Genomic DNA, 13,378 nt, shown 5'->3' with positions numbered 1-13,378 from the left:
CCTCTCGTTGGCCGGCCCCAGATTTGCAGTTAATTTTCACGGCTGCAATGCGGCAGTTCTGGTTCCTTTCTCGTCATCGAATCAGCGCGGAATGACCCAGAAATCGTTTTCCTGGCGTCACATGAAATCTTCCTCTCGCCACATCCCGATTTTCAAAACCATCGCCGCATTCCCTGAGGGAATGCGACGGGGAAACGGGGGGCGTTTCAGAGGATCTCGTGAAGTATGGTTCAGTTGCTCGCGTATCGCCGGTCGCTTCGTGTTTTGGCGCTGGCCCTGTGTTCGCTCACGCTCGCCGTCGTTTCGGTTTCTCCGGCGTCCGCCCGTCCGCACCATCAGCGTCACGCGCACTCGGCTCATGCCGGTCATCACCACTATGTCCGTCATCACGATCGCCACGCGGCGCGGCTGTCGCGCGCCGAGCGCCGCGCACTCGCGCAGCCGGACGGTATCGTCGAAACCGATGCGGCCGAGTTGCCGGGCAACGCTGAAGCCGTGCCCAACACCGGCGGCGTCAGCATGGCAAGCGGCTTCGGCTCGTCCGGCATCGTCGCCGCGGCGCGCCGCTATCTCGGCGGCAACCCGACCGGCCGTTCCAGCCTGTGGTGTGCGCGCTTCATGAACATGGTGCTGCAGCAGACCGGACATCGCGGCACCGGCTCCGACATGGCAAGTTCGTTCGCCAAATACGGCACGCGCATTTCGGGGCCGCAGGTCGGCGCCATCGCGGTGATGGGCCGCCGCGGCGGCGGTCATGTCGGCATCATCACCGGCGTCGATGCCAAGGGCAATCCGATCATGATCTCGGGCAACAGCAGCCACCGTGTCCGCGAGGTACCGGTCTCGCGCGGCCGGATCTACGCCTATGTGATGCCGACGAACTGAGGCGCGACTGCCACCTCTCCCCGGGGATGCGGGAGAGGTGGTCACGCGCGGCGAGGTCGACCGGCGCTGCAGGCCAGCTTCACTTCTCGTGCTCCTTCGCCTCGATCGTGTCGACGTTGGTGGCCTCGAGGTTGCTCAGGGGGACTTCGACCGCAGCGGGTTGATACCAGGCGAATTGCGAGAAGTAGTTTGCGAGCACCTGATCCTTGAAGAACCGGCCATGCCGCGCGAAAATCTCGTTTCGTGCGATGCGCAGCTCGACCGCCGACATGTCCTTGAGATCGGCTTCACTCAGAAATCGCCGATCGGAATCGGGAAAGAGAAAACCGTCATGCGTCTTGGCGCGCTGCGTGACGGAGGCCGGAACGGCAGGCGGCGTCGTGCGTCCGACGGTGGTCTGATCATCCGATGCGCCCGATTTGACCACGGTATGTTCGAATGCGGGCCCGACGGTCCAGACCGCCAGCGCCAACGCTGCGGCGGCGACGCCTGCGCCGTACTTCCAGTAGCGCTTGATCGGTGAAACTTCGCGCAGCGGCGATCGCCCGGCTTCATTCAGGACCTCGTTGATCGTGTCGATCAGGCGGGCCATGTGCATGCGAAAATCCTGGCCCGAGTCGACCCGGGCGGCGTTGCAGAAGTGCAGGAAGCGAAGCGATTCCGGCAGCTCGGCTGCCTCCGGCATGGTTGCGCCGTTCACCAGCAGCGGCAGCAGAGTCTTGTTGTGCTTGAGCGCCGTCTCGATCTCGAAACGCACGGAATCGGCGGGATCCTCCAGACGCGTGGGTTTCCCATCTTCGGTCTTGCCGATCCAATGCGGACCGATCACGGCGATCACGACGTCGCAGGCAGTGATGGCCTTGGCGATCCGATCGACGAAGTTGGCGCCGGTGCGAATGCTGTTGACGTCGAAGAATACGGATTTCTCGCCGTACTTCTCGATCAGATGGTCCGCGATGCGGCCCGCTGTATCCTGATCGACCCGCCGGTACGAAACCATGATCATGCTCATGGCAACCCCGTGCAATCAATTTCGACAAATTTGCTGCAGTTCAAAATGTCGAGTGAAGTCTATTTCACGCAACCGAACATTGCAATGCGATGCGCGTCTATGCCGTATTCAAGGAATACGGAACCCGGCGTGATCTACTGCGGTTCCGCGGCAATCGTGTCGCCGACCGCCGCGCCGCCGTCGCTGATGATCTCGGCGTAGATGCCGCATTCGTTGTTGCCGAAGCGCTGCATCAGCGTGTTCGGGACCGAGAGGTCGCGCGCGCCGGTATCGGGATCGACATTGACCGCGGCACAGCGTGTGATCCGCTTCACAACCTTGGCCCGTGCACTGCCGATCGCAATGGTCCGGTCGAGCAGGCTGGCTTCATGCCAGGCCGGCCAGCCCTCGACGTAGAGGTTGGCGCGGAAGCGCAGCGGATGCACCGGCGCCTGCACCATCTCCTCGATCGCCCGCAGGCTCGCCAGGTTGATGATCGAGACCACCTTGCGCGGCACGTCGGAGAAGCTGTGGCCGGGGCTGACCAGCACCTTGGGCGGTCCCTTGATCTGTCCGGCATGACGATCGGCGAAATAGCGTTCGATCGCGGCGCGCCCGGCCTCAGTCTCGAGATCGCCTTGGGCGACCATCGCGCCGTCCCGGCGCAGCGTCAGCACATGGCTGTCGTCGTCGAAATGGGCCCGCAGCGGCGCCAGCCATTCGTCCCGTTGCAGCATCAGGAAATGCGGCTTCGCCAGCCATTTCGGCGCGGCCGGATCGAAACCGCTCGGCCCGTTTTCGATGGCGTAGCGGCGATCCGAGCGCAGCGTCTCGCCGACCTTGAGCTCTGCGCGGGGCAGCGGCTCGGGCGTCAGACCCTTGACGGGATAGCGGTAGATGCCGGTGATCCGGGCGGAGGAGGCGTGTGCGTTGTCCATCCGCCCGCTCTAGCCTGTTTGGTGGGCGAGGAGAACCGCCGCCAACGCCACGGCAGCTAGTCGGGCCGCGCTGCGCCAGGCGTGTCCAGCACGCGCTGCATGAATACGAGTTCGAGCCAGCGGCCGAATTTGCGGCCGACCTCCGGCATCCTGGCGACCTCGACAAAGCCGGCCTGCGCATGGAGCCGGAGCGAGGCGGGATTGCCGCCGTCGATGCCGGCGATCATGACGTGCTTGCCGAGCGTGGTGGCCGCGGCGATGAGCTCGTCGACGATGACGCGGCCCAAACCGCGGCCGCGATGATCGACGTGGATGTAGACGCTGTGCTCGACGCTGTAGCGGTAACCGGGGAACGCCCGGAAATCGCCGAACGTGCCGTAGCCGAGCACCACAGGCCCTTCGGCCGCGACCAGCACCGGGTAGCCCAGCGCCAGCCGGGCCTGCATCCAGGCCAGCCGCTCGCCCTCGGAATCCTGCTTCTCCGTCCAGATCGCGTTCGAGTTGGCGACCGCCTCATTGAAGATCGCGGTGATGGCGGGGATGTCCTGCTCGGTGGCGGGGCGGATAATCATCGGTCTTCCTCGACAAGCCTCTTGAATGGACCCCATCGTCTACTATATAAGACGTTATGTCAATTATAGAAGACAAGGCCGATGAGGCTCTCGGGCGGCGGGTTCGCGCCGAACGGGAGGGCCGCGGCTGGTCGCTGGCGGAACTCGCCGGGCGGGCAGGCGTGTCCAAGGCCATGCTGAGCAAGATCGAGCGGGCGGAGGCCAGCCCGACGGCGGCAACGCTGTCGCGGATCGCCACGGCCTATGGCCTGACCATGGCCGCGCTGTTCGAGGTTGCCTCAGCCAGCTCCCGCCTGCAGCGGGCCAAGGATCAGCCGGTATGGCGCGATCCGAAGGCGGCCTATCTGCGACGGCAGGTGTTCCTGCATCCAGCCAATCCGCTGGAGCTGGTGGAGGTCGAGCTGCCTGCCAACCAGGAAGCCGGCTTCCCTGCCAGCGCCTATCACCTGATCCGTCAGGTGGTCTGGGTGATCAGCGGCCGCCTCGTCTTGATGGAAGGGGCGGAGCGCCATGAGCTCGCCGCGGGTGATCGCGTCGAGCTTGGGCCGCCGTCGGACATCGTCTTCCGTAACGAAACTGCTCAGCCCTGCCGCTACCTTGTCGCCATCGTGCGGCGCTGAGCTCCACCAGGCGAAATCGCAGACTGTGGCTCTTCCGATTCGGAACCAAGTGCCCACATCTGCGGCAAGCCTGAAAAATGATGGCGACGACCAGAGGCTGGTTGAGGAACGTCAACGCGGCCCGCGGAAACCCAATGAAGATGCCGGAACCATGCCTGAATGGGTGGTGACGGCAGGCCGAGGGAAAACGAATGAACATCGAGAAGTACACCGAGCGCGCGCGCGGATTCATCCAGTCTGCCCAGTCGCTCGCAATGCGCGACGGTCACCAGCAATTCTCACCGCTGCATCTGTTGAAGGTATTGCTGGACGACAATGAGGGGCTCGCCGGAGGTCTGATCGACCGCGCTGGCGGCAATTCCAGAGCGATCCTGAAATCGACCGAAGAGGCGCTGAACAAGCTGCCGAAGGTGTCGGGCAATGGTGCCGGACAGGTTTACCTGTCGCCGGAGCTGGCGCGCGCCTTCGATGCGGCGGAAAAGGCCGCCGACAAGGCCGGCGACAGTTTTGTCACCGTCGAGCGGCTGCTGCTCGGGCTCTCGCTCGAGAAGCGCAGCGAAGCTGCGAACATCCTCAGCAAGGGCGGCGTCACGGCGCAGAACCTGAACGCGGCGATCGAAGCGCTGCGCAAGGGCCGCACCGCCGATAGCGCGACCGCGGAGAACGCGTATGACGCGCTGAAGAAATATGCCCGCGACCTGACCCAGGCGGCGCGCGACGGCAAGCTTGACCCGGTAATTGGCCGCGACGAGGAGATCCGCCGCACCATCCAGGTGCTGTCGCGGCGAACCAAGAACAATCCCGTCCTGATCGGTGAGCCCGGCGTCGGCAAGACCGCGATCGTCGAGGGCCTGGCGTTGCGCATCCTCAACGGCGACGTGCCGGAGAGCCTGAAGGACAAAAAGCTGCTGTCGCTCGACATGGGCGCTTTGATCGCCGGCGCGAAATATCGCGGCGAGTTCGAGGAGCGGCTGAAATCCGTGCTGCAGGAGGTCTCGACCGCCGAGGGCGGCATCATCCTGTTCATCGACGAGATGCACACCCTGATCGGCGCCGGCAAGACCGACGGCGCGATGGACGCGTCCAACCTGTTGAAGCCTGCGCTGGCGCGCGGTGAGCTGCACTGTATCGGCGCGACCACGCTCGACGAGTACCGCAAGCATGTCGAGAAGGATGCCGCGCTGGCGCGCCGGTTCCAGCCGATCTATGTCAGCGAGCCGACGGTCGAGGACACCATCTCGATCCTGCGCGGCCTGAAGGACAAATACGAGCAGCACCACGGCGTGCGCATCACCGACTCCGCGTTGGTGGCCGCGACCACGTTGTCGAACCGCTACATCACCGACCGCTTCCTGCCGGACAAGGCCATCGACCTGATGGACGAGGCGGCGGCGCGGCTGAAGATGCAGGTCGATTCCAAGCCCGAAGAGCTCGATTCGCTGGATCGCGACATCATCCGGCTCAAGATCGAGCAGGAGGCGCTAAAGAAGGAGAACGATGCCGGCTCCAAGAGCCGCCTGCAGACCCTGGAGAAAGAGCTCGCCGGGCTCGAGGAGCGGTCGACCGCGCTGACGGCGCGCTGGAGCGCGGAGAAGAACAAGCTCTCCAACGCCCAGAAGCTGAAGAGCGAACTCGATGCGCTCCGTGTCGAGCTGGCCAATGCGCAGCGTCGCGGCGAATTCCAGAAGGCGGGCGAGCTGGCCTATGGCCGGATCCCCGAGCTGGAGCGGAAGCTCGCCGACATCGAGGCTCAGGAAAACAGCAAGCCGAACGGCGGCGAGATGATGGAGGAGGCGGTCACCGCCAACCACATCGCGCAGGTCGTCTCGCGCTGGACCGGCGTGCCGGTCGACAAGATGCTCGAGGGCGAAAAGGACAAGCTCCTGAAAATGGAGGACAGTCTCGCCAAGCGCGTCGTCGGCCAGGCCGAAGCCGTCCGTGCGGTGGCAACCGCCGTGCGTCGTGCCCGCGCGGGCCTGCAGGATCCGAACCGGCCGACCGGCTCGTTCATGTTCTTAGGCCCTACCGGCGTCGGCAAGACCGAGCTGACCAAGGCGCTCGCCGCTGATCTGTTCAACGACGAGACCGCGATGGTCCGCCTCGACATGTCCGAGTTCATGGAGAAGCACTCGGTCTCGCGGCTGATCGGCGCGCCTCCCGGCTATGTCGGCTACGACGAGGGTGGTGCACTGACCGAAGCCGTTCGGCGCCGGCCCTACCAGGTCGTGCTGTTCGACGAGATCGAGAAGGCGCATCCCGATGTCTTCAACGTGCTGTTGCAGGTGCTCGACGACGGCCGCCTGACCGATGGGCAGGGCCGTACCGTCGACTTCCGCAACACGCTGATCATCATGACTTCGAACCTCGGTTCGGAATTCCTGGTGAATCAGCCGGAAGGCGAGGACACCGCAGCGGTCCGCGATCAGGTGATGGGCGTCGTGCGGGCGCATTTCAGGCCGGAGTTCCTGAACCGCATCGACGAGATCATCCTGTTCCACCGGCTGCAGCGGAACGAGATGGGCCGCATCGTCGAGATCCAGTTCGCGCGGCTGACCAAGCTGCTCGAGGATCGCAAGATCGAGCTGACGCTCGATCCGAAGGCGCGGGACTGGCTCGCGGAGAAGGGCTGGGATCCGGCGTATGGCGCCCGTCCGCTGAAGCGGGTGATCCAGCGCAGCGTGCAGGATCCGCTGGCCGAGATGATCCTCGCCGGCGAGGTCAAGGATGGCGATCGCGTGCTGATCTCGGAGAAGGGCAACGTGCTGACCTTCAACGGTCAGGCGTCCAAGACGGCCGAGATCGTGCAGTTCGATGCCCCGGTCTCGAAGCGCAAGCTGAACTGAGCATACCTACAGCGAAACTGGATGCGGCCTGGCGACAGGCCGCATCCGCGTGACAATCGACGGGCTGTGCGTGACGAGTTCCTGTCCGGCGGCCCGATTCGTGTCCCGGTTTTAATGAAACGCCCGTCGGCGGCGTTCGTTTTCCTCATGAATGATCGGCTGGCGTGGCAACGTCCCGCGCAGCTGCAAAGGGACGTATTTGGCGCGGACCGCATCGCTGATTCGCGCGCCATCTTGCATCATCCTGCAAAGCCACGCCGCCGGTCGCCCTCAGCAGAAGGCGAATTGCATGAGCAGAGAACTCATTGCCCATAACCGGCCCGTCTATGACGATCTTCATCCCCGCGTCTACGGCACGGCCGCAGGCCTGGTCGGATGGTTCGTGCTGTCGGCCTGGATCCTGTTCGACCGCCAGGGCGAGGTCGAGCTGTCGCTGATGTTCGTCACTGTATTGCTGTTTGTCGCGGTGCTGCTGCCGTGGCTGCTGTCGCAGATCTGGCGGAGATACGACTACCGGCACGATCGGCATCCGCGGCCGATTCCGTTTGGCGAGTGGCGGAGGGGCGAATTCGCGGTCTGGGGCAGCACGATCAACAGCACCCATGCGACGATCGACATGCTGCTGCCGCTCGCGGCCGTCGCATTCGGATTGACCGCGATCGGGATCGTTTTCCTGATCTGCGCGAGCTTCGCGCCGTAGATCGTCTGTCGTGCTGTCATTCCTGCGGGGCGATGGGCGGTGAGGGCTCGTCGTCCTCGGCAGGCTCGAGCTCTGTGAGGATGTCGACCAGCTCACGGGTACGGCCCGTGGCCAGCGGCCTGCCGTCATTCATCAGCGGCTCGTCATTGGCGAGCCAGGCCTGCGCCTCGGCAAGCTCGGCGATCGTCGCCCCGGATGCGATGATTCGCGCAATCGTGACGTCGTCGGCGTGGCTGACGGCTTTCAGCACGTCGTCGCGGGTGAGTTGGGTCATGGTTGCATATCCTCATTGGGCAAATCCTCACCCGCCGGCCATCCCGGCCAGCGGGTGAGGAATCGATGAGTTCGATGCCTCAGCTATGAGTGGTGAGCCGGGGCGGATGCTGGGACATCATCCAGAGCTCGATCGCCGCAAGGGCCGCGACTGCGATGCCGATGACCACGTGCACGGTTGTCGCGGTGGTGGCTCCCTGGAAACCAAGGACCCACGGCGAGACCAGCGCCCAAAGCCCGACGATGAGGTTCAGCCACTCCTCCCAGACCGCGAAGGCCGCGAGCGCGGCGATCGCAAGGACCGCCATCGCAATGCCGACGATGTGGGCGTTGGCGGAAACCGTTCCGCCGTCGAACTTGAACAGCCACGGCGACAGGAAAAGAATCGCGCCGAGGATCAGGTTTGCGACGTCACACAGTTTTGCGTTTGTCCAGTTCTCCATGACTCCCTCCATTGGAGGTTTCACCTTCGAATCAACTGGATGACCGCCGTTCGAGTTCCCGTCTTGTTCCGCGAAATTTGGTGGATTTCGTGGGATTTTGGCGGAAATCGCCGCCGCCACCGATGTTCGGCGGCGCGTGTTTCGACGCGGCCATCAGCTTCCAAAAGGGAGCGCAGCGGCGGCGTCAGACGGCCCGTGGGCCCGGGAAATAATCAGCGGTTGGTGATGGAGCGCGTCTGCGAGGTCGAGCTCGTGGCGTCCGAGACGATGCGCGAGCTGCCGCGGCTCGACATCTGGGCTTCGATCCGGTCGCGCTCCTTCTCGAAGTTCGCCAGCATCGGGCCTTCCAGCGAGCGGCCGCGCGGCAGCTTCACGCGCATCGGGTCGACGAATCGGCCGTTGACCAGGATTTCGTAGTGGACGTGCGGGCCGGTCGACTGGCCGGTCGAGCCGACGAAGCCGATCACCTGGCCCTGCCGCACCTTCTTGCCGATCTCCATGCCCTTGGCGAAGGCCGACATGTGGCCGTAGGCCGTCTCATAGCCGTTCGCATGCTTCATGCGGATATATTTGCCGTAGCCGCCCTCGTATCCGACCTTCTCCAGCACGCCGTTGCCGGAAGCGAAGATCGGCGTGCCGTAGGCGGTGGCCCAGTCGACGCCGGTGTGCATCTTCACATAGCCGAGGATCGGATGGCGGCGGCCGCCGAAGCCCGAACGCATGATCGCGTTGTTGACCGGCTTGCGCACCAGGAACTTCTTCGCGCTCTTGCCGGTCTCGTCATAGTAGTCGACGAGGCCGTCGTCCGAGCTCTGGAATCGGTAGTATTTCTTGGTTTCGCCGCCCACGGTCAGCGCAGCGTAGAGCACTTCGGTCTTTTCGGTGCTGGTGACGCCTTCATCCTCGCCGGCAAAGAACACGTCGAACGAGTCGCCGGGCTGGACCTTGCGTTGGAAATCGACGTCATAGGAGTAGATCTTGACCATGTCTTCGATGACGGTCGGCGGCACCTTGTTGCGCAGCGCGGTCTCGTAAATGCTCTGATAGAGCCGCACGCCGCTGCCATCATCCTCGTCGTCGTCGCTGGAATTGTCGGCGGTGTCGGTCGTGGTGTTCATGCTCTGCACGTCGACGGCGACATATTTGCCGAGATCGGACAGGGCGGCGACGGCTTCGACCACGGAATCATTGGCGACAATCACCCGATAGGGTTGCAGCCGGGCGCCCGGAGCTGCCGGCGCCATCAGGATCCGCACCTTCTGGCCTTCCTTCAGGCCGCCGTCGCGGCCGCGCGGGCCGAGCGTTGCGGCAATTGCCTTCGCCTCGTCGGGTGTTGCGCCCTGATCGCGCAGGATCGAGGTGATGCTGTCGCCCTTCTTGACGAGGTGAACCCGTTCACCGACCGGATTGCCGCCGGTGACCTGCTCTTTGGTCTTCGGCAGCAGGGTGACGTTCTCCGGCACAACGCGGGTCTCGAAGCCTGCATAGGGGTCGGAGGTGTTGCCCTCGGTGGCGTAGGCCATCCGCATATCAGGGCCAGCGCCGGTGGCATCTGCCGCGGCATTGGCGAGCGAGGCATAGCGCACCGAATTGCCGGAGCCGCGCCAATTGGCGGCGTCACGGACCCGCATCAGGATGTCGTCGAGCCCGACGCCTGCGGCGAGCTTGGCTTTCGGCAGCACCGTTCCGAGATCCTTGGTGACGAAAGAGACCTCGGCGTCGGGCTCGGCGGCGGCCGCCGCATTCGGATCCTCGGCCGCAGCCGGCGTGTCGGAGCCGACATCGGTCAGCAGACGCTGCGCGTTGAATGGCGGTATCTTGGACGACAGATCGCTCGTGGTCATCGAGAGATTGCCGGAAATCCGGATGAAGGGCCTGACTCGCATCACGTCGCGGTTGCCGACGCGGGTCACGGTCGAGACGCGCACCAGGCTGCGCGAAGCGGAGTTTTCGTTGGGCGGCGGCAGGCGGTCACCCTTGTGCAGGCTGACGACGCGATCGTTGCCGGTGAAGGCGCCGCGCAGCGCGCCTTCGACGCGCTCCGGCACCTTGGCGAAGGTCATCTCGCCGTCGAGCGAGGCAAAAACGGCGCCGCCGATCAGGGCCGCGCCACAGAGTCCGGTGAGAATGGTGCCGCTAAACCATTGTACGGAGACACGGCGACGATCGATCACCGCGGCCTCGGTGCCGTCGACTGAAAGCGGCGGTTCGTGACCGAGATCGATCATCCCGGTCTCGCGCCCAATGCCGCTTCCGCGTGACGCCCGTTGGCTCAACCCGATGTCCCCCCAAATTCCAGCAATTGCGATCGTCCTCTGCTCGTCCTCATCTCCGCCGCGCTCCCTCGGAGAGGGATTTCGGCAGTGTGGCGAGCCACACGCATCGAAGTCGAAGAGACGAAGGCCATTCGCTGGCCGCACTCTCGAACGTCAATGGTGTGCAGATCTCTCGATATTGCTCGGCCGCGTAGGGAAGAGGCGACGGGTTCTCGAAGAAATCGCCTGGTCCCCCTGAAAAACCACCCGAGCCCCCACTGGTTTCGAGCGGTTCATTGCATTCGTTATAGCGAGAACGTCGCAGGATTGTGGCTCAAGTGCGGCATTTAGGGTGGAAAAGTTTCCTGAGGCAGGTGGGTGCCGCCGCCGGCCTGGAGCGGCTTGGAACCCGTTCCGAGGGGCCTGACGGGCCCCCCGGCGCCAAACTTTTTTTCAAGTTTTTTACCACGCGGGTTGGGTGACGAATTTTTACCTCCGACCTAAGTCACGGAAAGCACGAGATTTTCTTCGCACTGCACAAGCGATTTGGGCGTACGACGTTTTGTTGACAATGGGCGTTGACAATCCCGAGGGGTGGGGACTATAAACCAACCACTGAGCGCGGCGCCGCCGGGTCACTGACCAAGGCGAGCGAACGCGCCTCTGATGCTCCTCACTTAGATGAGTGACACAACAGCCGACATAAATCGGTTGAGGTTCACTGTCTGCCGGTGAAGGGTAGAACCACCCTCTAAGGGTGTGGGGTCGTCCGATCCCGGGCTGTTTGACAAGTGAAGATGAAGAAAGAGAAACGTGGACGGCGGAGTCCTTGCGTCTCTCGGAATACTTGAAAGCTTCGGCTTTTGACTTCTGAGAGTGGACGAAAGACTTCGGCGGTACACGTTTTAAAGGTTACACCATCGCTGCCAACGATGTGAATCGCAGGCGGCTCGTTGACTTCGGTCGACGAAGAATGGTGGGACCTCGTCAAACGTTGTGATCAGCCGGTTCAAGGTTTCAAGTCCAACTTGAGAGTTTGATCCTGGCTCAGAGCGAACGCTGGCGGCAGGCTTAACACATGCAAGTCGAGCGGGCATAGCAATATGTCAGCGGCAGACGGGTGAGTAACGCGTGGGAACGTACCTTTTGGTTCGGAACAACTGAGGGAAACTTCAGCTAATACCGGATAAGCCCTTACGGGGAAAGATTTATCGCCGAAAGATCGGCCCGCGTCTGATTAGCTAGTTGGTGAGGTAATGGCTCACCAAGGCGACGATCAGTAGCTGGTCTGAGAGGATGATCAGCCACATTGGGACTGAGACACGGCCCAAACTCCTACGGGAGGCAGCAGTGGGGAATATTGGACAATGGGCGCAAGCCTGATCCAGCCATGCCGCGTGAGTGATGAAGGCCCTAGGGTTGTAAAGCTCTTTTGTGCGGGAAGATAATGACGGTACCGCAAGAATAAGCCCCGGCTAACTTCGTGCCAGCAGCCGCGGTAATACGAAGGGGGCTAGCGTTGCTCGGAATCACTGGGCGTAAAGGGTGCGTAGGCGGGTCTTTAAGTCAGGGGTGAAATCCTGGAGCTCAACTCCAGAACTGCCTTTGATACTGAAGATCTTGAGTTCGGGAGAGGTGAGTGGAACTGCGAGTGTAGAGGTGAAATTCGTAGATATTCGCAAGAACACCAGTGGCGAAGGCGGCTCACTGGCCCGATACTGACGCTGAGGCACGAAAGCGTGGGGAGCAAACAGGATTAGATACCCTGGTAGTCCACGCCGTAAACGATGAATGCCAGCCGTTAGTGGGTTTACTCACTAGTGGCGCAGCTAACGCTTTAAGCATTCCGCCTGGGGAGTACGGTCGCAAGATTAAAACTCAAAGGAATTGACGGGGGCCCGCACAAGCGGTGGAGCATGTGGTTTAATTCGACGCAACGCGCAGAACCTTACCAGCCCTTGACATCCCGGTCGCGGACTCCAGAGACGGAGTTCTTCAGTTCGGCTGGACCGGAGACAGGTGCTGCATGGCTGTCGTCAGCTCGTGTCGTGAGATGTTGGGTTAAGTCCCGCAACGAGCGCAACCCCCGTCCTTAGTTGCTACCATTTAGTTGAGCACTCTAAGGAGACTGCCGGTGATAAGCCGCGAGGAAGGTGGGGATGACGTCAAGTCCTCATGGCCCTTACGGGCTGGGCTACACACGTGCTACAATGGCGGTGACAATGGGATGCTAAGGGGCGACCCTTCGCAAATCTCAAAAAGCCGTCTCAGTTCGGATTGGGCTCTGCAACTCGAGCCCATGAAGTTGGAATCGCTAGTAATCGTGGATCAGCACGCCACGGTGAATACGTTCCCGGGCCTTGTACACACCGCCCGTCACACCATGGGAGTTGGTTTTACCTGAAGACGGTGCGCTAACCGAAAGGGGGCAGCCGGCCACGGTAGGGTCAGCGACTGGGGTGAAGTCGTAACAAGGTAGCCGTAGGGGAACCTGCGGCTGGATCACCTCCTTTCTAAGGATGATCCTTCAGCGAGCTCACGCTCACTATCGGATCGTTTTAGAAACATTCAGGGGCCAACAGTTTCAGGATTGTTGAGCTCCATTGGCGGGATTTCGCCGTCTTCGTTTCTCTTTCTTCGCGGACGAACACGCGCCAGGGGCTGAGCGCTGTGCGATGCATCGACTTCACGTCAGGTGCGCGCCGGCATGTCTCTCGTGTTAGGGGCTTGTAGCTCAGTTGGTTAGAGCGCGCGCTTGATAAGCGTGAGGTCGGAAGTTCAAGTCTTCCCAGGCCCACCAGCCTTTGCGCTTCGCTGCTTCGGCTAGGCAAGCCTTTCAAGATGAAGGCTGCTGCGCC

10 protein-coding genes, 1 tRNA gene and 1 rRNA gene are annotated in these 13,378 nt (G+C 62.7%); 6 read left to right on the top strand and 6 right to left on the bottom strand.

The features are described 5' to 3' along the window. Window positions 1–225: 225 nt before the first annotated feature. Entirely contained in the window at window positions 226–885 is a 660-nt protein-coding gene (locus tag QMZ05_RS01455; protein WP_353699145.1) for a TIGR02594 family protein, read from the top strand. 79 nt (window positions 886–964) lie between these two features. Here QMZ05_RS01455 and QMZ05_RS01450 read toward each other — a convergent pair whose 3' ends face one another. The 3 genes from QMZ05_RS01450 to QMZ05_RS01440 form a co-directional block, all read right to left on the bottom strand. Beyond that, window positions 965–1,897 (bottom strand): YARHG domain-containing protein, encoded by a 933-nt coding sequence (locus QMZ05_RS01450; RefSeq protein WP_353699144.1) that lies wholly within the window; start codon window positions 1,895–1,897, stop codon window positions 965–967. A gap of 134 nt (window positions 1,898–2,031) precedes the next feature. Then, window positions 2,032–2,814 carry an MOSC domain-containing protein gene (locus tag QMZ05_RS01445; RefSeq protein WP_353699143.1) on the bottom strand — a complete coding sequence of 261 codons (783 nt, stop codon included), beginning with the start codon at window positions 2,812–2,814 and terminating at the stop codon, window positions 2,032–2,034. Between the two features lie 56 nt (window positions 2,815–2,870). Further along, the gene (locus tag QMZ05_RS01440) at window positions 2,871–3,386 is read right to left on the bottom strand and encodes an N-acetyltransferase family protein (RefSeq protein WP_353699142.1); all 516 of its coding nucleotides are present in this window, start codon (window positions 3,384–3,386) and stop codon (window positions 2,871–2,873) included. 56 nt (window positions 3,387–3,442) lie between these two features. On the opposite strand from QMZ05_RS01440, the gene QMZ05_RS01435 reads away from it, so the two are divergent. From QMZ05_RS01435 to QMZ05_RS01425, 3 genes are all read left to right on the top strand, one after another. Then, a complete protein-coding gene (locus tag QMZ05_RS01435) occupies window positions 3,443–4,006 on the top strand; it encodes an XRE family transcriptional regulator (RefSeq protein WP_353699141.1) in 564 nt (187 codons plus the stop codon). A gap of 191 nt (window positions 4,007–4,197) precedes the next feature. Continuing rightward, on the top strand, window positions 4,198–6,849 hold the full coding sequence (gene clpB / locus QMZ05_RS01430) for an ATP-dependent chaperone ClpB (protein ID WP_353699140.1): 2,652 nt from the start codon (window positions 4,198–4,200) through the stop codon (window positions 6,847–6,849). 289 nt (window positions 6,850–7,138) lie between these two features. After that, on the top strand, window positions 7,139–7,549 hold the full coding sequence (locus QMZ05_RS01425; protein ID WP_353699139.1) for a hypothetical protein: 411 nt from the start codon (window positions 7,139–7,141) through the stop codon (window positions 7,547–7,549). Window positions 7,550–7,565: 16 nt separating this feature from the next. On the opposite strand, the gene QMZ05_RS01420 is transcribed toward QMZ05_RS01425, so the two are convergent. From QMZ05_RS01420 to QMZ05_RS01410, 3 genes are all read right to left on the bottom strand, one after another. Further along, on the bottom strand, window positions 7,566–7,823 hold the full coding sequence (locus QMZ05_RS01420) for a hypothetical protein (protein WP_353699138.1): 258 nt from the start codon (window positions 7,821–7,823) through the stop codon (window positions 7,566–7,568). Between the two features lie 79 nt (window positions 7,824–7,902). Next, on the bottom strand, window positions 7,903–8,265 hold the full coding sequence (locus QMZ05_RS01415; protein WP_353699137.1) for an SPW repeat protein: 363 nt from the start codon (window positions 8,263–8,265) through the stop codon (window positions 7,903–7,905). Between the two features lie 212 nt (window positions 8,266–8,477). Continuing rightward, complete coding sequence (locus QMZ05_RS01410; RefSeq protein WP_353699136.1) at window positions 8,478–10,541, bottom strand: M23 family metallopeptidase; 2,064 nt, start codon at window positions 10,539–10,541, stop codon at window positions 8,478–8,480. Window positions 10,542–11,544: 1,003 nt separating this feature from the next. Between QMZ05_RS01410 and QMZ05_RS01405 the strand changes: the two genes are divergently transcribed. Both QMZ05_RS01405 and QMZ05_RS01400 read left to right on the top strand, forming a co-directional pair. Next, window positions 11,545–13,033: ribosomal RNA gene (locus QMZ05_RS01405) — 16S ribosomal RNA — on the top strand. A gap of 210 nt (window positions 13,034–13,243) precedes the next feature. Further along, window positions 13,244–13,320 (top strand) — tRNA-Ile (locus tag QMZ05_RS01400). Window positions 13,321–13,378 lie beyond the last annotated feature (58 nt).

Source organism: Bradyrhizobium sp. INPA03-11B, from assembly GCF_040446015.1.
Taxonomy (GTDB): domain Bacteria; phylum Pseudomonadota; class Alphaproteobacteria; order Rhizobiales; family Xanthobacteraceae; genus Bradyrhizobium; species Bradyrhizobium macuxiense_A.
Note: the sequence above shows the minus strand (reverse complement) of the source record. Positions and strands in the feature narration are given on the sequence as shown.

What these genes read in the sequence shown, in the direction of transcription:
- QMZ05_RS01455 (WP_353699145.1), top strand. Translation starts at nt 226, where the DNA reads ATGGTTCAGTTGCTCGCGTATCGCCGGTCGCTTCGTGTTTTGGCGCTG.
- QMZ05_RS01450 (WP_353699144.1), bottom strand. Translation starts at nt 1,897, where the DNA reads ATGAGCATGATCATGGTTTCGTACCGGCGGGTCGATCAGGATACAGCG.
- QMZ05_RS01445 (WP_353699143.1), bottom strand. Translation starts at nt 2,814, where the DNA reads ATGGACAACGCACACGCCTCCTCCGCCCGGATCACCGGCATCTACCGC.
- QMZ05_RS01440 (WP_353699142.1), bottom strand. Translation starts at nt 3,386, where the DNA reads ATGATTATCCGCCCCGCCACCGAGCAGGACATCCCCGCCATCACCGCG.
- QMZ05_RS01435 (WP_353699141.1), top strand. Translation starts at nt 3,443, where the DNA reads ATGTCAATTATAGAAGACAAGGCCGATGAGGCTCTCGGGCGGCGGGTT.
- clpB (WP_353699140.1), top strand. Translation starts at nt 4,198, where the DNA reads ATGAACATCGAGAAGTACACCGAGCGCGCGCGCGGATTCATCCAGTCT.
- QMZ05_RS01425 (WP_353699139.1), top strand. Translation starts at nt 7,139, where the DNA reads ATGAGCAGAGAACTCATTGCCCATAACCGGCCCGTCTATGACGATCTT.
- QMZ05_RS01420 (WP_353699138.1), bottom strand. Translation starts at nt 7,823, where the DNA reads ATGACCCAACTCACCCGCGACGACGTGCTGAAAGCCGTCAGCCACGCC.
- QMZ05_RS01415 (WP_353699137.1), bottom strand. Translation starts at nt 8,265, where the DNA reads ATGGAGAACTGGACAAACGCAAAACTGTGTGACGTCGCAAACCTGATC.